General features: G+C 70.2%; 12 protein-coding genes. 6 read left to right on the forward strand and 6 right to left on the reverse strand.

Features of this window, described 5'->3' with window-relative positions; all coding sequences use genetic code 11:
• Nucleotides 1-53: 53 nt before the first annotated feature.
• Both SGFS_RS24115 and SGFS_RS24120 read left to right on the forward strand, forming a co-directional pair.
• The gene (locus SGFS_RS24115) at nt 54-989 is read left to right on the forward strand and encodes an ABC transporter permease (RefSeq protein WP_286253273.1); all 936 of its coding nucleotides are present in this window, start codon (nt 54-56) and stop codon (nt 987-989) included.
• Nucleotides 982-1,806, forward strand: coding sequence for an ABC transporter ATP-binding protein (locus tag SGFS_RS24120; RefSeq protein WP_286253275.1), 825 nt, complete (start codon nt 982-984; stop codon nt 1,804-1,806). Before SGFS_RS24115 ends, SGFS_RS24120 begins: the two co-directional genes overlap by 8 nt.
• A 1-nt stretch (nt 1,807) precedes the next feature.
• On the opposite strand, the gene SGFS_RS24125 is transcribed toward SGFS_RS24120, so the two are convergent.
• Both SGFS_RS24125 and SGFS_RS24130 read right to left on the reverse strand, forming a co-directional pair.
• Nucleotides 1,808-2,908 (reverse strand): glycosyltransferase, encoded by a 1,101-nt coding sequence (locus tag SGFS_RS24125; protein WP_286253277.1) that lies wholly within the window; start codon nt 2,906-2,908, stop codon nt 1,808-1,810.
• Nucleotides 2,905-5,733, reverse strand: coding sequence for a bifunctional glycosyltransferase/CDP-glycerol:glycerophosphate glycerophosphotransferase (locus SGFS_RS24130; protein WP_286260033.1), 2,829 nt, complete (start codon nt 5,731-5,733; stop codon nt 2,905-2,907). Before SGFS_RS24130 ends, SGFS_RS24125 begins: the two co-directional genes overlap by 4 nt.
• 232 nt (nt 5,734-5,965) lie before the next feature.
• Here SGFS_RS24130 and SGFS_RS24135 point away from each other — a divergent pair, with 232 nt between their 5' ends.
• Together SGFS_RS24135 and SGFS_RS24140 are read left to right on the forward strand one after the other, a co-directional pair.
• Nucleotides 5,966-7,009, forward strand: coding sequence for a serine/threonine-protein kinase (locus SGFS_RS24135; protein WP_286253279.1), 1,044 nt, complete (start codon nt 5,966-5,968; stop codon nt 7,007-7,009).
• A gap of 229 nt (nt 7,010-7,238) precedes the next feature.
• On the forward strand, nt 7,239-9,086 hold the full coding sequence (locus SGFS_RS24140) for a serine/threonine-protein kinase (RefSeq protein ID WP_286260034.1): 1,848 nt from the start codon (nt 7,239-7,241) through the stop codon (nt 9,084-9,086).
• A 75-nt stretch (nt 9,087-9,161) separates the two neighbouring features.
• Here the strand turns inward: SGFS_RS24140 and SGFS_RS24145 are convergent, their stop codons facing one another.
• Nucleotides 9,162-14,114 (reverse strand): NAD-glutamate dehydrogenase, encoded by a 4,953-nt coding sequence (locus SGFS_RS24145; RefSeq protein ID WP_286253281.1) that lies wholly within the window; start codon nt 14,112-14,114, stop codon nt 9,162-9,164.
• A gap of 481 nt (nt 14,115-14,595) precedes the next feature.
• Here SGFS_RS24145 and SGFS_RS24150 point away from each other — a divergent pair, with 481 nt between their 5' ends.
• Nucleotides 14,596-15,168, forward strand: a complete 573-nt coding sequence (locus SGFS_RS24150) for a DJ-1/PfpI family protein (RefSeq protein WP_286253282.1) — start codon at nt 14,596-14,598, stop codon at nt 15,166-15,168.
• 51 nt (nt 15,169-15,219) lie between these two features.
• Here the strand turns inward: SGFS_RS24150 and SGFS_RS24155 are convergent, their stop codons facing one another.
• The 3 genes from SGFS_RS24155 to SGFS_RS24165 form a co-directional block, all read right to left on the reverse strand.
• Nucleotides 15,220-15,756 (reverse strand): hypothetical protein, encoded by a 537-nt coding sequence (locus tag SGFS_RS24155; protein ID WP_286253284.1) that lies wholly within the window; start codon nt 15,754-15,756, stop codon nt 15,220-15,222.
• Nucleotides 15,757-16,102: 346 nt separating this feature from the next.
• The gene (locus SGFS_RS24160) at nt 16,103-16,768 is read right to left on the reverse strand and encodes an HAD family hydrolase (RefSeq protein ID WP_286253286.1); all 666 of its coding nucleotides are present in this window, start codon (nt 16,766-16,768) and stop codon (nt 16,103-16,105) included.
• A gap of 74 nt (nt 16,769-16,842) precedes the next feature.
• Nucleotides 16,843-17,358, reverse strand: a complete 516-nt coding sequence (locus SGFS_RS24165) for a DUF6912 family protein (RefSeq protein ID WP_286253288.1) — start codon at nt 17,356-17,358, stop codon at nt 16,843-16,845.
• 316 nt (nt 17,359-17,674) lie between these two features.
• On the opposite strand from SGFS_RS24165, the gene SGFS_RS24170 reads away from it, so the two are divergent.
• On the forward strand, nt 17,675-18,175 hold the full coding sequence (locus SGFS_RS24170) for an Rv3235 family protein (RefSeq protein ID WP_286253290.1): 501 nt from the start codon (nt 17,675-17,677) through the stop codon (nt 18,173-18,175).
• Nucleotides 18,176-18,261 lie beyond the last annotated feature (86 nt).

An 18,261-nucleotide genomic window follows, 5' to 3' on the forward strand; every position in this document is an offset into this window, starting at 1 on the left:
AGACGTCGACGTCTTGGAGACAAGGGACGCCCCCACTAGCGAAAGCAGCGGATGTGAGCCAGGTCCTCCACACACCGCCACCGACCACGCGCGACGCCCAGCCCCCCGCCGAGCCTCCCTCCGAGTCCCCGGCGCAGCTGGCCGCGCGGTACGGCCTCAGCGTCAGCGGGGCCCGGCCCACCTTGCGCCAGTACGTACGGCAGCTGTGGGCCCGGCGGCACTTCATCACCGCCTTCGCCACGGCGAAGCTCACCGCGCAGTACAGCCAGGCCAAGCTCGGGCAGGTCTGGCAGATCGCGAACCCGCTGCTCAACGCGGCGGTCTACTACCTGATCTTCGGTCTGCTCATGGGCACCAAGAAGGGCGTCCCGGACTACGTCCCGTTCCTCGTGACCGGCGTGTTCGTGTGGACCTTCACGCAGAGCTCGATCATGGCGGGCACCCGGGCCATCTCCGGCAGCCTCGGCCTCGTCCGCGCCCTGCACTTCCCGCGGGCCTCGCTCCCCCTCTCGTACTGTCTGCAGCAGCTCCAGCAGCTGCTGTTCTCCATGGCCGCGCTGGTCGTGATCCTGCTCGCCTTCGGGGTGCCGGTCGCGCCGTCCTGGCTGCTGATCGTGCCCGCGCTCGCGCTGCAGTTCGTGTTCAACGCCGGGGTCGCGATGGTCATGGCGCGCATCGGCGCCAAGACCCCCGACATCTCTCAGCTGATGCCGTTCGTGCTGCGTACGTGGATGTACGCGTCGGGCGTGATGTTCAGCATGGACCACATCCTCGCCGGCCGGGACATGCCCCGCGTCGTGCCCCTGCTGCTTCAGTGCAACCCGGCGGCCGTCTACATCGACCTCATGCGGTTCGCGCTGATCGACAGCTTCCACGCGAGCCAGCTGCCGCCGCACGTGTGGGCGGTCGCCACGGGCTGGGCGCTCCTCGCGGGCGTCGGCGGGTTCATCTACTTCTGGAAGGCTGAGGAGACGTACGGCCGTGGCTGACATCGACACCATCACCGTCCCGCAGCAGCGGGGAACCATCACCGACCTCGTCCCCACCGTCGTCGTGGACTCCGTCGACATCGTCTACCGCGTCAACGGCACGGGCGCCGGGCGCGGTACCGCCACCGCCGCGCTCAACCGCATACTGCGGCGCAAGCAGACCGAGAAGGCCGCCGGTGTGCGCAAGGTGCACGCAGTACGGAACGTCTCGTTCACCGCGTACCGGGGTGAGGCCATCGGGCTCATCGGCACCAACGGCTCCGGCAAGTCGACGCTCCTCAAGGCCGTGGCCGGGCTGCTGCCCGTCGAGAACGGCCACATCTACACGGACGGCCAGCCGTCCCTCCTCGGCGTCAACGCGGCCCTCATGAACGACCTCACCGGCGAACGCAACGTCCACCTCGGCGGGCTCGCCATGGGCATGTCCCGCGAGCAGGTCAAGGAGCGGTACCGGGAGATCGTCGACTTCTCCGGCATCAACGAGAAAGGGGACTTCGTCACGCTGCCGATGCGGACGTACTCCTCCGGGATGGCGGCGCGGCTGCGGTTCTCCATCGCCGCGGCCAAGGACCACGACGTGCTGCTGATCGACGAGGCCCTCGCGACCGGCGACCGCTCCTTCCAGAAGCGCTCTGAGGCCAGGATCAGGGAGCTGCGGAAGCACGCGGGCACGGTCTTCCTCGTCAGCCACAACAACAAGTCGATCCGGGACACATGTGATCGGGTGCTGTGGCTGGAGCGGGGGGAGCTGCGGATGGACGGGGCCACGGACGAGGTGCTGAAGGAGTACGAGAACTTCACCGGCGGGAAGAAGTAGGTCACCTCTCCAGGAAGGTGAACAACGCCTCCCACCGCCCCACGATCTCCTTCTCCCCGTACCTGAGGATGTTCTCCCTCGCCGCCTCCCCCATCCGGTCCCTGAGCCCCTTGTCGGACATCAACACGTCCAGTTTGCGGGCCAGTTCGCCGGTGTTGCCGGGGGCGGCGAGGAGGCCGTCCTCGCCGTCGTGGACTATCTCGTGGACGCCCGGCGCGCAGTCGAACGCGGCGCAGGGGACGCCCGTCGCCATCGCTTCCATCAGGGCCAGCGGGAAGCCCTCGCCCCTCGACGACAGGACGAAGACCGAGGCGCCGCGCAGCGCGCCCGGCACATCGCCGGTGCGGCCCATCCACTCCACCGAGTCGTCCAGACCGAGGGCCGTGCACTGCTTGCGCAGCACCTCCTCGTCCTCGCCCGAGCCGTAGATCCTCAGGGTCCAGTCGGGGTGCCGGGGCGCGACCTCCGACCAGGTGTCGAGGAGCATGTCGACGCCCTTGTGGTCGTGCAGCCGGCCGATGCTGACGACCGCCTTCTCGGTGCGCGGGGACGGCAGCTCCGGGACGAAGGGCAGGGGGTTCGGCATGAAGGACGTGTTGTTGAGGCCCTCGCCGATCCAGAGGTCCGCGTCCTCGCGGGTGAGGACGAGCATGCGGTCGACGTGCGCGTCCCGGTAGTGCCTCAGGACCCGCTGGAAGCGCGAGGACAGCCTGGAGCGCTCGTACGACTCGTGGCTCATGCCGATGACCGTCAGCCCGGACGTGTCCGCCGCCTTCACCCACTCCATCGCCCACACCTGGGTGACGATGACGACTCCGCCGGGGCGGGCGCCTTGGAAGAGAGCCGTCAGGACGGCCCCCTTCTCGCGCCTGCTCGCCTCGCGCGCGCGGCCGGGGCGCGGCGGCTGGCCCTCGTACAACGTAGTCGTGGGGTACGGGAGTTCGCCCAGCTCCTGGGATATCTCCGGGGGCGTGATGCCTATGACGTGGACCCGGTGGCCCCGCTTGCCGAACAGCCTCGCCATCTGGTGCGACCAGCTCGTCACACCGCCCAGCTCGTCGACGCTGTTGGAGACGAAGAAGATGTCCCGGTCACCGCTCACTTACGCCTCCACTCGGAGAAGAACTGGTCCACGATGCTCGCCGCCGCCGTGCCCCTGTCGTACTCGCCGAAGTCCGACACGAACCGCTCCCGCGCCGCCGCGTACTTGACCGTCTGCTCGTCGAGGGACGAGGACGTCAGCACGGCGTGGAGCTCGTCCTCCGTGCGGACCACCGGGCCCGGCGCCCGCTCCAGGAGGTCGAAGTACGTGCCCCGGCCCTCGAGCACGTACTCCTCGTAGTCGTACGGGAAGAAGAACATCGGGCGGTCCAGCAGGGCGTAGTCGAACATCACCGACGAGTAGTCCGTGATCAGCGCGTCGGCGAGGGCGAGGAGGGGCGTCACGTCGTGGTGTGCGGATACGTCGATGACCCGGCCCCGGACCGACGGGGGGAGGACGACGTGGTCGAGGTAGTGGGCGCGGACCAGCAGGACGTACTCGTCGCCGAACTCCCGTGCGAAGCGCGCCACGTCGAAGGGGAGCGCGAAGCGGCGACGCCGGCCGGACTTTCGGAACGTGGGGGCGTAGAGGAGGACCTTCTTGTCCGCCGCCAGGCCCAGTTCATGGGACAGTGGCGGGCGTTCGGACGCCTGCCGCGCCGCCACCAGCGCGTCGTTGCGCGGATACCCCACCCGCAGCAACACCTTCTCCTTCAGCCGGAACGCCTTCGCCAGCGTCCGCACGTCGTGCTCGGAGCGGATCAGGAAGTGGTCGAAACGGTCCAGTGTGCGCTGCTGTTCCGCCTGCTCGGCACGGGACTTGAGCTTCCACTCCGATTCGTCGAAGCCCATCCGCTTGAGCGCCGAGCCGTGCCAGGTCTGGATGTACGTCGTCCCGGGGCGCTTGGCGAGCTTCAGCGGGTAGCTCTGGTTGTCGATCCAGTACTCGGCGCGGGCCAGTGCCCTCAGGTACGGCAGCGACCAGCGGCGTACGAGCGTCGCGTCGGCCGGGAAGCCCTCCGGTGCGCCCGTGTACGACCACACCGCCTCGAAGTCGAGATCCTGGCGGCGCATCTCCTCGTAGATCGCCCGGGGGCTGTCGCTGTACTGCTTGCCGAGGTGGCTCTCGAACACCACGAGCCGCTTGCGTACCGGCAGTCGCTGGAACATCTCGTGATAGAGGCGGATTTTGGCGTCTCCGGAGGTCGCCCTCTTGCGCAGCGCCTTCGCCCTGCGGTAGCCGGACTTGGCGAGGCGGCCGGGGGCGCCGCGCAGGCCCCGTTCGACGAGGGCGCCCGCCCTCTTGTCGGGGACCAGGCGGAAGGCGAGGTGGCCACGGGCGGAGACCTGCGGCTCGATGCGGTCGGCGACCAGACGGGTGAGGCGGGGGCGGATCGGCAGGGAGCCGGTCGCCAGGCCCGGCTGGGAGGCCGTGAGGCGGGTGGTCGTGCGTGTGCCGTCGACGTACAGGTGCAGGCGCACGTCCCACACCGCGTCCACGATGCCCAGCGGGCGCAGGGTCCCGCTGATGTCGGCCGTGGCCTCCCAGACCACGTACGGGCCCTCGTGCCGGACCGTCGCCACGGGGAGCCGGAACGTCTGGAAGCGGACGCCCGGGCGGCGGGCGTAGAACTCCAGCGCGGCCGTGAGGCGCGCGCCGGGCGGGATCACGCCGAGCGGGTTGGTGATGCGGCCCGCGAGGCGGACGCGGCCGCGGCCGCCCAGGTCCACGTACGAGAGCAGCTCGTTGCGCAGGAACAGTCTTTCGACCGGCTTGGCGTGGTAGCCGAGTTCGGTGACGTCCAGGACGCGGCGGGCGAAGGGGTCGTCGAGGTGCTCGGCACACCAGTAGACACGGCCGCCCTGTTCCGTGAGCGGCGCGGAGACCTTGTCGCCGTTGGTGAGCGTGTCCACGGCGGGCAGCAGGTTGTCCCAGTCGCTCATCCGGAGGAGGTAGGCGCAGATCGCGTGGATGGGCTCGACCTCGTCGTACGCCGTCGGGTCGATCGACGCCAGATAGGGGCGGGCCAGCGCGGCGAACTCCTGGCGGTAGCAGGCGTCACGGAAGGGCAGGTCGCGCAGGTGCAGCACCAGGTCGTGCTTGAGGAACTTGACGTCCTTGCAGAACTTCAGCTCCAGCAGGCCCCGGTCGGCGAGGAGTTGGTCGACCCTGCGGTGGATCTCCATGCGGTGCGCGAAGTTGGCGATCTCGGACCGCCGGTTGCTGATCGACTTGGCCGCCGACTTGTCCTCGACATGCCATTCATAGACGCGGTTCGGGATGAGCGTGATGCGGTCGGCGGCCACATACGCCTGGGCGGAGAAGAGCAGGTCCTCGTAGTGGATGCCGACCGGGAAGTCGAGGCCCCGCTCGATCAGGAAGGCCCGGCGGTAGCACTTGTTCGTCGACAGGGTGTCGTAGACCAGCAGGTCGGGCAGCTCGGAGATCGCGTCGAGCGTACGGGTGCGGGCGTACAGCCAGGGGTACCACTTGACCCGCTTGCCCGTGCGCGAGTCGACGTGGACGCGGACGCAGAGACCGGAGACGAGGTCGGCGCCGGTGGTCTCGGCGGCCTCCAGGAAGTTGCGGCAGGCGTTGCGGTCCAGTACGTCGTCGCTGTCGAGGAAGACGACGTACCCGCCACGGGCCTCGCGCAGGCCCCGATTGCGCGGTGCTCCGCAGCCGCCGCTGTTCTCTGGGAGGCGATACGCCCGAACGCGGCCCGGGTGCTCGTCGGCGAGTCGCCGGGCGACCGTGTACGAGCCGTCGGTGCTGTGGTCGTCGACGATCACGACCTCGACGCCGCGCAGCGTCTGCGCCAGGACCGAGCGCACGGCCGTGGGCAGCCTGGCCTCGTCGTTGTAGACGATCACGACGACGGACATCGCCGGCCGTACGGATTCCGTTTTCCCCGACTGCAGTCGCTGCTCCACTTTCACCCCAAACATCCTGGTTAGTTATCTCTATAAGGCATGACGCCTTTGGGGGCCACTTGGGCAGATGTCCACGGAGGTGTACGCGTTGCTTCGCAGGGGTATGGGACGTCGGCTGTCACCGCGACGCGAGCGTCCGCGCGATACGCTCCGGTGACGCGACGAGACGAGGGGGGTCCGGTCGATGCGAGGGGTGGTACCGGAGGCGCTGCGGGCCGATGATCCGCGGGAGATCGCCCAGTACCCGCTGTACGCCCGGATCGGTGAGGGCGGCATGGGTACCGTCTACCTCTCCCGCAGCCGGGGCGGCCAGCCGGTCGCGCTGAAGCTGGTGCGCCGCGAGTACGCCGACAGCCCGGCCTTCCGTGAGCGCTTCGCCCGCGAGGTGGCCGCCGGGCGCCGCGTCTCCGGCTACCACCTGGTGCCGATAGTCGACCACGACGCCGGCGCGGAACGCCCCTGGCTGGCCACCCGCTACATCCCGGGCGTCCCCCTCGACGAGGCCCTGAAGACGCACGGCACACTGCCCGTCGCCACCGTCCTGCAACTGCTGGCCTGCGCCGCGTACGCGCTGGACGCCGTGCACACCGCCGGGATCATCCACCGCGACGTCAAGCCCGCCAACCTGCTGCTCGCCGCCGACGGGCCCTGGCTGCTCGACTTCGGCATCGCCCGGGCCGTGGGCGCCGCCACGCTCACCACCGCCGGACGCCTGATCGGCAGCCCGCGCTACATGTCTCCCGAGCACGCCCTCGGCCGCAGGGTCACCACCGCCTCCGACGTCTTCGCGCTTGGCGTGATCGCCGCCGAGGCCGCGACGGGGGCGCATCCGTACGGCCGGGGCAACCCGCTCGCCATCGCGACGCGCATCGCGGCCACCGACGTCGAACCGCCCGCCCTGGACGGCATCGCCCGCCCCCTCCTCGACGTCGTACGCCGCTGCCTCGTCGCCGACCCGGCCGCCCGCGCCTCCGCCGCCGAGATCGCCGAGCACTGCGCGGGCGCGGCCCGCCGCGACGTCCGCGATTTCGCGGGCTGGCTGCCGGCCCCGGTCGCGACGTCCGTGGCCATCGTGGAGACGGCCTTCCGCACGCTGTCCCTGACAGAGGCCCCGACAGCCAGGGCCCCCCACCCCGCCGAGGCCCCGACGGTCCGCCGCATGCCGCAGACGGCGCCCATCACGATGCGGGACGAGGAATGGCAGCGAAGGGTGCGACGAGAGCCCTAGTGACAACCGCTGTCACCGGCTGGGCACGGCCGACAGCGCCGGGCACCATGGAGCCAAGGTCTCCGCACGACTCTGTACCGGAACCAAACGGAACCGTAACGCCTGATCCACGTGTCGTAAGTGCCGTATAAGCTCGGACCGCTTCAAGTGCCCAGCCGAGGCACAGGAGTTCGGCACCGTACCGGGGGAGGCTCCCATTACCACCAGCACTGGCGACATCCTGAGCCCTCTGGGACCACAGGACCCGCGAGAGACCGCGGGCTACCAACTCACCGCCCGCATCGGCGAAGGCGGCATGGGCACGGTCTATCTGTCGCACACCCGTGGCGGCCAGCCGGTCGCCCTCAAGGTCATCCGCCGCGAGTACGGCCAGGACGCGGACTTCCGCCGCCGTTTCGAGCAGGAGGTCCAGGCGGCCAGACGCGTCCAGGGCTACCACATCGTGCCGGTCGTCGACCACGACACCACCGGCGATCTCCCCTGGCTGGCCTCCGCGTTCATCCCGGGCATTCCGCTGCACGACGCGCTCGTGGCGTTCGGCCCGCTGCCGCCCGAGGCGGTCTTCCAGCTGGTCGGCTGCACGGCCCGCGCCCTGTCCTCGATCCATTCCGCGGGCGTCATCCACCGCGACCTCAAGCCCAGCAACATCCTGCTGGGCTCACAGGGGCCGTACGTCATCGACTTCGGCATCGCCCGCGCCGCCGACGCCACCCAGCTGACGCAGTCCGGCGGCATGATCGGCACCCCGCAGTACATGTCGCCGGAGCACGCCCTCGGCGAGAAGGTCACCCCGGCGACGGACGTCTTCTCCCTCGGCCTGATCGCGGCGGTCGCGGCCACCGGACGCCACCCGTACGGCGACGGGGGCGCCATCACCATCGCCGCGCAGATCGCCAACACCTCGCAGCGGCCGCCGCAACTCGACGGGTACGACGAGAAGTTGCGCCCGCTGCTGGAGCGCTGCCTGACCGCGAACCCGGCCGAGCGCGTCAGCACGGAGGAACTGGCCGCGCTCTGCCAGGAGTTGGTGGGCCGCGGCCTCAGCGACTTCACCGGCTGGCTGCCGGCGCCGCTCACCGCCGAGATCGCCCGGCGCGAGCAGTCCGCCCAGACCCCGCCCCAGCCGACGGCACCCCAGATGCCGACGGCACCACCGGCGGCGACCGCTCCCACGGCTCCCACGACGGCTCCGGCACCGCCCGTGGCCCCGCCGCAGGACACCACACAGGGCCTGCACCAGCACGCCCCGGCGACCCATGTGCCCCCGCCGGCCGGCGGCTTCGGCCCGCCCGCCCAGTCCACGCCCACCGGCTACGGCTACCCGCCGGCGGCCCCGCAGACGTACAACCTCAACCCGCAGGCCCCTGCCCCGGCACCGACGCCTCCGCCGAAGAAGAGCCGCCGGGGCCTGAAGGCGGCGCTCATCGCCCTCGTGCTGGTCCTCGCGGTCGGCTCGGGCGCGGCGGCTGCCGTGTATGTGCTGAACAACAAGGACGACGACAAGAACAGCAGCAGCGGCGCGGGCAGCGAAAAGGACACCGACAAGGGCACTTCGGAGTCGACGCCGGGCGAGACGCCGACCGAGGAGGACCAGGGTTCCGACGGCGGCAGCGGCGGGGAGTCCACCCCGTCCGAGTCCACTGGGGTACCTGCGGACGCCGAGTTCATCAAGAAGTTCGAGGACGAGCCGATGACCGTGCGGCGACCGGCCGGCCTGGACTCCACCTACGTCGACCTCGACGGGCCCAAGGTCGACCCGACCTCGTACATGGACTCCGACGTCCAGGAGTTCTCCGCGAGCGAGGATTCCCTGCAGTTCACCCGGCCCATGGGCAAGGCGACGGGCACCACGCCCCAGGAGTGCCTGTCGGGCGCCGAGCAGAACCCGTTCACGGAGACGCTGAGCGCCGACTCCATCAACCGCGACCAGGCCATCGTCAAGGGCGACCACCTCTGCACGGTGACCGGCGAGGGAGACCTCGCGATGTGGACGATCACCGAGGTCAACGCCCCCGACGACCTGGACTACCTGCCCAACATCAAGGGCACGGTCACCATCTGGCAGGTCAAGCGCTGACGTCGACAGCGACAACGAGCAGGGGGCGCCCCCGGGTCCATCAGAACCCGGGGGCGCCCCCTTGGCCGTACAGGCCTACGAGTGGCCGCGCAGCAGCGTCCTCATCGTCCGCATCGCCACCGACAGGTTGGCCAGGTCGAACGAGTCCGAGCTGCGGATCTCCTCCAGCGTGGTGCGCGCCCGGCCCAGGATCGCCGCGTTCTTCTGCTCCCACACCTTGAACCGCTGCTCCGGCGTCGACGTGCCGTTCCCGGCGGCGAGGACGTCGGCCGTGAGGGCCGAGTGGGCCGCGTACAGGTCCTCGCGGATCGCCGCGCGGGCCATGGACTGCCAGCGGTCGGCGCGCGGCAGCTCGATGATGCGGTCCATGAGCTGGGTGATGCCGAGCCGGTCGGCGAGGTCGTAGTACACCTCGGCGACGGCCAGCGGCTCCTTGCCCATGCGGTCGGCGACCGAGACCACGTCGAGTGCCGGGAAGGCGGAGGAGAACCCGGCCACGCGCGTGGCCAGCACGTCCGTGACGCCGGCGCCCGTCAGCTCGTCGTAGATCTTCTGGTACCACTCCAGGTCCGCGCCGCGCAGCAGCTTGGGCAGCTCGTCCCAGACCTGGTCGACGCGCTCCTTGAAGAAGGCGATGGTCTCGGTGAGCTGGAGCGGCTGCGGCCGGTTGTTGAGCAGCCAGCGCGTGCCGCGCTCGACGAGACGCCGGGAGTGCAGCCGGATGCGGGTCTGGACGGCCGCGTCGACCTTGTTGTCCAGGCCCTCGACGCCGTCCCACACCGGGCCCGACCCGAAGATCGCGCGGGACGCGGTCTGCGCCCGGACGATCTCCTCCAGGGAGGCCCCGGTCTCCTCGCGCAGGCGGTGCAGGAAGCTCGTACCGCCCGTGTTGACCGTGTCGTTGACCAGCAGCGTCGTGGCGATCTCGCGGCGCAGCGGGTGGTTGTCGATGTGCTCGGCGAACTGCTCGCGCAGCTGCGCCGGGAAGTACGCGTGCAGCAGGTCGCGCAGATAGGCGTCGTCCGGGAGCGAGGTGTGCAGCAGCTCCTCGGCGACCGTGATCTTCGTGTACGCCAGCAGGACGGCCGTCTCGGGGCCGGTGAGGCCGTGCCCCGCGTTCAGCCGCTCACGGATCTGCCGCTCGCTGGGCAGGAACTCCAGGGCCCGGTCGAGGTGGCCCTCGCGGACCAGGTGGCGCATGAAGCGCTGCTGGGCGTGGAGCATGTCCTTGGACTGGGCGAGGGCGTTGGCGATGGCCGTGTTCTGCGCGTAGTTGTTGCGCAGGACCAGGTGGCCGACCTCGTCGGTCATCTCGGCGAGCAGCTTGTTGCGCTGCTTGACGGTCATGTCGCCCTCGGCGACCAGGCCGTTGAGCAGGATCTTGATGTTCACCTCGTGGTCGGAGGTGTCCACGCCCGCGCTGTTGTCGATGGCGTCGGTGTTGACCCTGCCGCCGGTCTGCGCGATCTCGATCCGGCCGAGCTGGGTCAGGCCGAGGTTGCCGCCCTCGCCGACGACCTGGACGCGCAGGTCGCGGCCGTCGACGCGGATGGCGTCGTTGGCCTTGTCGCCGACGTCCGCGTGGGACTCGGTGGAGGCCTTGACGTAGGTGCCGATGCCGCCGTTCCACAGCAGGTCGACCGGCGCCTTGAGGATGGCCTTCATCAGGTCGGCCGGGGTCATCTTGGCGACCTTGTCCTCGATGCCGAGGGCGTCGCGGATGTGGGCGTTGACCGGGATCGCCTTGGCGGAGCGCGGGAAGACGCCGCCGCCGGCCGAGATCAGCTCCGTGTTGTAGTCCTCCCAGGAGCTGCGCGGGAGGTCGAAGATCCGGCGGCGCTCGGCGTAGGAGACGGCCGCGTCGGGGTGCGGGTCGATGAAGATGTGCCGGTGGTCGAAGGCGGCGACCAGGCGGATGTGCTCGGAGAGCAGCATGCCGTTGCCGAACACGTCACCGGACATGTCACCGATGCCGACGACCGTGAAGTCCTCGGCCTGGGTGTCGACGCCCAGCTCCCGGAAGTGCCGCTTGACGGACTCCCAGGCGCCGCGCGCGGTGATGCCCATGCCCTTGTGGTCGTACCCGGCGGAGCCGCCGGAGGCGAAGGCGTCGCCGAGCCAGAAGTTGTAGTTCTCGGCGACCCCGTTGGCGATGTCGGAGAAGGTCGCGGTGCCCTTGTCGGCGGCGACGACGAGATAAGTGTCGTCCTCGTCGTGCCGTACGACGTCGGAGGGCGGCACGACCTCGCCGGCCACCATGTTGTCGGTGATGTCGAGCAGGGCGGAGATGAACGTCTTGTAGCTGCGGATGCCCTCCGCGAGCCATGCGTCGCGGTCCACACCCGGGTCGGGCAGCTGCTTGGCGACGAAGCCGCCCTTGGCGCCGACGGGCACGATGACGGTGTTCTTCACCATCTGCGCCTTGACCAGGCCGAGGATCTCGGTGCGGAAGTCCTCACGCCGGTCGGACCAGCGCAGGCCGCCTCGCGCGACCTTGCCGAAGCGCAGGTGGACGCCTTCGACGCGCGGCGAGTACACCCAGATCTCGAAGGCCGGGCGGGGCGCCGGGAGGTCGGGGATGGCCTGCGGGTCGAACTTCATGGAGACGTAGTCGTGCGGCTTGCCGCCGGCCGCCTCCTGGAAGAAGTTGGTCCGCAGGGTCGCCTTGATGACGGTGAGGAACGACCGCAGGATGCGGTCCTCGTCGAGGGAGGCCACCTGGTCGAGGGCCGCGTCGACCTCTTCGAGGAGCGCGTCGACGATCTCCCGCCCGGCGCTCTGCCGGTCGGGCGACATCCGTGCCTCGAACAGCGACACGAGCAACCTGGTGGTGTGGACGTTGTTGCGGAGGGTGTCCTCCATGTAGTCCTGGCTGAACGTGGACCCGGCCTGCCGCAGGTACTTGGCGTACGCGCGCAGCACCATCGCCTGCCGCCAGGAGAGCCCGGCGCTCAGCACGAGGGAGTTGAAGCCGTCGTTCTCGGCCTGCCCGGTCCAGGTCGCGGAGAAGGCGTCCTGGAACCGCTCACGGGCGTCGTCACCGACGTAGTCCCCGGCGCCGTCGCGCGCGGTGGGCATGCGCAGCCCGAAGTCGTAGATCCACGCCGTCGTACGGTCCGAGCAGCGCAGCTCGTACGGCCGTTCGTCGATGACCTCGACGCCGAGGCGGTTGAGGACGGGCAGGACGGCGGAGAGGGAGACCGAGCCACCCTTGCGGTAGATCTTGAAGCGGCGCTCGCCGGGGCCGGCGCCGACGGGCTCGTAGAGGCTGAGCGAGAAGTCCTTCTCCTCGCCGAGCTTTTCGAGGTGGACGAGGTCGGCGACGGCGGCGCGGGGGCTGTGGTCGGCCTTGTAGCCCTCGGGGACGCCGCCCGCGTAGCGGCGCACCAGCTCGGCCGCCCGCTCCTCGCCGCACTCGGCGTGGAGGGCCTCGGAGAAGCCGTCGGCCCAGGACCGGGCGGCCTCGACGAGCCGGGCCTCGATACGGTCCTTGTCGGCGTCGGACAGCTGCGGCAGTTCGGTGCCCTGCGGGACACGGACCACGAAGTGCAGCCGGGAGAGGATCGACTCGGTGTTCCAGGCGGTGAAGTCGACGCTGATGCCGCCGAGCTCCTCCTTCAGGATGTCGATGATCCGCAGGCGTACGTCGGTGGTGTAGCGGTCGCGCGGGAGGTAGACGAGCGCGGAGTAGTAGCGCCCGTACTCGTCCTGGCGCAGGTAGAGCCGCAGCTTGCGGCGTTCCTGCAGGTAGAGGACGGAGGTGACGATGGAGCGCAGTTCGTCGGCGGGGGTCTGGAACAGTTCGTCGCGCGGGTAGGTCTCCATGATCTGGAGCAGGTCGCGCCCGTCGTGGCTGCTGGGCGAGAACCCGGCGCCCCGCAGCACCTCGTCCACCTTGCGGCGGACGACGGGCACGCGCCGCACGGACTCGGTGTAGGCGGCGGACGAGAACAGCCCCAGGAACCGCCGCTCACCGACGACATTGCCCTCGGCGTCGAACTTCTTCACGCCGACGTAGTCGAGGTAGGAGCGCCGGTGCACGGTGGAGCGGCTGTTGGCCTTGGTGAGGACGAGGAGCCGGTGCTCGCGGGCCTTGGCGCGGGCGTCCGCGGGCAGCCGCTCGAAGGACGGGCTGACCGGGTGCTTGTCCTCGCCGGTGTGGTGCGGGTCGGCGCGCAGGATGCCCAGCCCGGTCCCGGCGACGGCGGCGAGCGAGTCGTCGTTCCGCAGCTCGTACTCCCGGTAGCCCAGGAAGGTGAAGTGGTCGTCGGCGAGCCAGCGCAGCAGCTCGCGGGCCTCCTCGACCTCCTGGTCGGGCAGGTCACCGGCGGTGGGCTCGGTGGGCAGGCCCTCGGCGATCCGGGTCGCCGCCTCCCGCATCTTCTCCCAGTCCTCGACGGCCTCACGGACATCGGACAGCACCCGCAGCAGGTCGTTGGTGATCTGCTTCAGGTCGGCCCGGTCGGTCTCGCGGTCGATCTCGACGTGGATCCACGACTCGACGTGCGCGTCGTGCGCCAACGTGTCACCGGTGTCCGCGGTCCGCCGCTCGGGCAGCACCTCGATGAGCCTGCCGGTCACGTCCCGCCGGACGAGGACCTGCGGGTGGATGACGACATGGATGCCGCGCCCCTGCCGGGACAGTTCGTTGGTGACGGAGTCGACCAGGAACGGCATGTCGTCGGTGACGACGTCGACGACGGAGTGGCTGGACGTCCAGCCGTTCTCCTCGACGGTCGGGGTGTGGACCCGCACATTGGCCGTGCCCTGGGGCCGGTTCTCGGCCAGCCGGAAGTGGGAGAGGGCCGCGCCGTAGATGTCCTCCGGGTTGCGGCCGTTCAGGTCCTCCGGGGCCGTGTGCAGGTAGTAGCGCTGGAGGAACGCGAGCAAGGTGTCGTGGTCCGGGGTGCCGGGGGTTCCCTCGCTCGTCGTCCCAGTCGGTAGGTGCCCCCCGACCGGGCTGTTCTCAGCTACCCGGGCAGCCCTCTCGAGCAGCTCGGCCTTGGCTTCGTCCAGCTTGGTCTGCATTGTCCTCTGGCTCCTGTCGCGCGCCGTTGCGTGACGTAGAAAGAAGTACGGTCCCTACCCCTTGGGACGCGACGCCACGACGCGGGGTGTCCGGTCTGTCTCGACGCTATGCCGCAGGGTGAGATGAGCGGGGGGCAATCGGCCATTCTCGGCGCCCGGTGGGGGTGTGACGCTGATCTCGGCGCCGTGGGCCGGTGGGATGTCTCTGGCGTCCCGGGAGCCTGCTCGGCTCCCTCCCGCCCGCGAAGATCAGCGACCGCCACCCGGTCACGGTTGTGGTCCGTGCTCTCCGGGCGCAGGGCAGGGACGACGAGGCCCCCGCGAACTATCGCGCTGATCACGCCACCAAGGCTATCGCCCCTTACGGGTGCCCCGTCATGAGCCGTATGTGTACAAAAGAAGGGGTGGAACTTTGACGAACTGCACAGACAGAAAAGAGAGAGCAAGCAGAGGAAACGGGCATAACGGACGGAGCGCGGCCATGACTGCGAAAATCCTGATCGTCACCGGCGACGCGGCGGAATCACTGGAGGTCCTGTACCCCTACCAACGACTGCTCGAAGAGGGCTACGACGTCCACATCGCCGCCCCCAGCCGCAAGAAGCTCCAGTTCGTCGTCCACGACTTCGAGCCCGGCTTCGACACGTACACGGAGAAGCCCGGCTACACCTGGCCCGCCGACCTCGCCTTCTCCGAGGTGGACCCCGGCCAGTACGCCGCCCTCGTCGTCCCCGGCGGGCGCGCTCCCGAGTACCTCCGCAACGACCCCGAGCTCCGCAAGATCCTCAAGTCCTTCTTCGACACCGACAAGCCCGTGGCCCAGATCTGCCACGGCCCCCTGCTCACCGCCGCCGCGGACGCCCTCGGCGGCCGCCGCGTCACGGCGTACCCCGCCCTGGAACTCGACATGCAGGCAGCGGGCGCGACCTTCCAGGACGCGGAGGTGGTGGTCGACGGCACGCTGGTGTCGGCTCGGGCGTGGCCGGACCATTCGGCGTGGATGCGGGAGTTCTTGAAGGTGCTGCGAGCGACGGCACCGGTCACGCCCGCGTAGCTGCGGGCCAGGACCGGGGTGAGAACCTCACTGAGCACCGGGGTGAGAACCTCAGGACCGGGGTGAGAACCTCAGGCTTCGCAGCATCGCCTCGAAACGAGTGAACTCGGCCGATGTTTCCCGCTGCTGTTCGATGTTCACGGTGGTCCAGGCCACCAAGGGGGTCCGGTCGCCGATGTCGATGACGGCCACTCGTAGCGCGTACTCGGGTTGCAGCCCATAACAGTCGTCGGCGGCGTCTCCGTCGGCCATGGGGCAGCCGAGGCTGCCATTGAGCGACCAGTCGGTGGTGCCGGTCATCAGGGTCGCCGGGTGCCCGTCGACGCTCGTCTCGGTCTTGTCCCGCCACTTCGCGTGGTAGTCGACCTGCCCGCGCAGGAAGGCCAGGTACTTCTCGTAGCTCCTGGGCGGCTTCACCGGTTCGTTCCGCCCCGGCGGGTACACGACCACCGGCAGCAGGAACCTGACTCTGTCGCTCTCGCCCTTCACCCAGGTCAGGAACGTACGGGTGTCCGCCACGGGACGCGCGCCGAGCGAGGCGGGCACGGTGACCGTCAGCGGCACGGCGAACTTCTTGCTCGTGTACACGACGGACGAGGGCGATGCCGACGCCGTGGCCCGGATGACGGAGGGCGACGACGGGGTTTTCGCCGCGGACCCACCGCCACACGCGGAAACACCGCCCAGCAGAGACACGCCCACGGCGGCCACTGCGCATCGACGAGCCCACATGCGCCTCTCCACAGCACGACTGTGAGCCACGGCTCAGGTCATGGCAAACGGAGGCGCGGGAGAGACGAGCGAGGGGGGCGCGGACGCTCGACGCCGGTCGGGGCACCCCGTAAGGGGGCCGGGCCGCGCGACCTGGCCCCGCCCAGCAACAGCCGCAGGGGTGCCGCACAAACCGGGTCGGCTCAGCTCGCTCAGCTCACCGTCACGCCGCCAACCGCTCCGCCTCCGCGACAGCCTCCTCCAGCGTGTCCACCACAGGCACGCCGACCCCCTCCAGGCTGGCCCGGCTGTGCGACCCCCCGGTGTACAGCACCGCCCGCGCCCCCACATGCCGCGCGGCCACGGCGTCATCGGCGGCGTCCCCGATCACGACCGTACGCTCGGCCTCCACGCCCCCCAGCCGCCGCAGATGCCGGACCATGTGCTCGGTCTTGCTGCCCCCGGACGGCCCGGTCCGCCCGTCGACCCGTATGAAGTGCGGCTCGATCCCGAATCCCCGCACCAACGGCACCAGCTCATCGTGCACATACATGCTGAGGATCGACTGGCTGCGCCCCGCCGACCGCCACCCCGCGAGCAACTCCGGCACCCCGTCGGTGAGCCCGCAGGCCACCCGGTGCTCCGCGTAGTACCGGTGGAAGATCTCGTCCATGACCTCCCACTCCTCGTCGGTGGGCAGCCGCCCGATCAGCCGCTCGTAGAACTTCGGCACCGGAACGCAGTACAGCTCCCGGTACCGCTCCATCGTGAGCGGCTCGATGCCCAGCTGCGCGAACGCCGCGTTCGTCGCCCCGATGATCGCCTCGTTGTCGTGGAACAGCGTCCCGTTCCAGTCCCACACAATGTGCGCCACTTCGTGCTTCCCCATAATCAAGAACGTACCCCGGCCCACTGACAACGCATCGTGACCAGGGGTTCGTAACTGTGACCGGCGCGGGACGCTCAGTCGCCCAGCCCCACCAGGTTCGGGATCTCCTGCGTCGCGTACCAGAGCAGTTCGTGGTCGTAGGCCCCGTCCACGATGAACTGGGCGTCGTCGTCGCCGTGGTCCGCCGCCCCGAGCGCGTCGGCGGCCGCGGCCACGTCCTCCTCGGCCTCGTCGGCGTCGACATGCACCGCGGCGGCCTTGGCCAGTGCCACCGGCCCGGCGACCCGCACCTCGCCGAGCGCGGCCGGGTCGAGCCCCCGGTCGGGGTCGGCGACCGCGTCCCGGTCGGCGACGTCGACGGCCACCACGATGCGGCGCCGCGCGGCCCCCGGCTCCACGGCGACGAGCCGCAGCGAGGCCAACGCGGCCCGGTTCAGCGCGGCGTACTCCAGCTCCTCGATGTCGTCCGAGAGGTACCACTCGCGCAGCGCGGGCGTGACGGCGTACGCGACGAACGACGCCTCCCCCAGCTCACCCGTCTTGTACGCCTCGGCGAGCCCGGGGAGGGTCAGGGGGACGTAGACGCGCATGGCAGGCCGCTTTCGTAGTCGTGACAGGGACCCTTGGCAGGGGTCTCGAACGAGCTTCAGGATACGTGCGGGCGTCCTCCTTTCGAGCCCCCGGCCAAGGCCTCGCAGGCGTCCACACCGGGCCCGTCTCCTCACCCGGTACGCCCTCTTCACCTCGGGGTCGGCCACCGTCCCGATCACCCTGATAGGTGAACATCCCGGGGCCCCCGGCAGGCGGGTGTCTCCTCTTGCAGCAGCCGCCTCCGACCTCGTACAAGATCCTCACCGCCAAGTTACCGACCGGTATCACGCGGCATCACGACGAAACGGGGACTCCATGAACAAGGTCATGACCAGGTCCAAGCGCCACCCCGGCACCCGCCCGCCCGTCCGCCACGACACCCGCCGCCCCGGCACCGGCCCGTCCCGTACGGCACCGGCCAGGGGCACAGGCCGTACAGCCGCCGCCACGGCCCCCGCAGCGCCCGCCCCGCAGCTCCGCCCCACCGACCACTTCGCGGACCTCCTGCTGGCCGTGCTGAGCGGTCAGCGGCCCGTGCACAGCATGCTCCGGCACACCGTCGGCCGGGCCTACGACGAACTGGCCTGGCTCACCGAACGCGGCCTTCTGCGCACCACACGCGGCAGCCGCCCGGTCATCCGCGACATCGGCCACTACGTCGCCGGCCCGGGCGCCCTGGAGGTATTCGCCCGTATCGGCGCCGGCGACCAGTTGCGCGCGATGGCCTTCCGTCTGGAACACGGCCCCGACCACCGCTGGCGCTGCACGGCGGTGGAACTGGGCGGCCCACGCATGCCTCGCACGGACGACGACTGACACCGACACCGGCCCTGCAGCCGGCGCCGGCCCGGCAACCGGGTCCACCTGAACCGACACCACGAGAGCCGAGCCCGGAACCGCAC

Origin of the sequence: Streptomyces graminofaciens, from assembly GCF_030294945.1 — a bacterium.
Lineage (GTDB): Bacteria > Actinomycetota > Actinomycetes > Streptomycetales > Streptomycetaceae > Streptomyces > Streptomyces graminofaciens.

Bases quoted from the DNA above. Each gene is read 5' to 3' on its own strand.
- SGFS_RS24130 (WP_286260033.1), bottom strand. From the start codon at position 5,733: ATGTCCGTCGTCGTGATCGTCTACAACGACGAGGCCAGGCTGCCCACG.
- SGFS_RS24135 (WP_286253279.1), top strand. From the start codon at position 5,966: ATGCGAGGGGTGGTACCGGAGGCGCTGCGGGCCGATGATCCGCGGGAG.
- SGFS_RS24145 (WP_286253281.1), bottom strand. From the start codon at position 14,114: ATGCAGACCAAGCTGGACGAAGCCAAGGCCGAGCTGCTCGAGAGGGCT.
- SGFS_RS24150 (WP_286253282.1), top strand. From the start codon at position 14,596: ATGACTGCGAAAATCCTGATCGTCACCGGCGACGCGGCGGAATCACTG.
- SGFS_RS24160 (WP_286253286.1), bottom strand. From the start codon at position 16,768: ATGGGGAAGCACGAAGTGGCGCACATTGTGTGGGACTGGAACGGGACG.
- SGFS_RS24165 (WP_286253288.1), bottom strand. From the start codon at position 17,358: ATGCGCGTCTACGTCCCCCTGACCCTCCCCGGGCTCGCCGAGGCGTAC.
- SGFS_RS24170 (WP_286253290.1), top strand. From the start codon at position 17,675: ATGAACAAGGTCATGACCAGGTCCAAGCGCCACCCCGGCACCCGCCCG.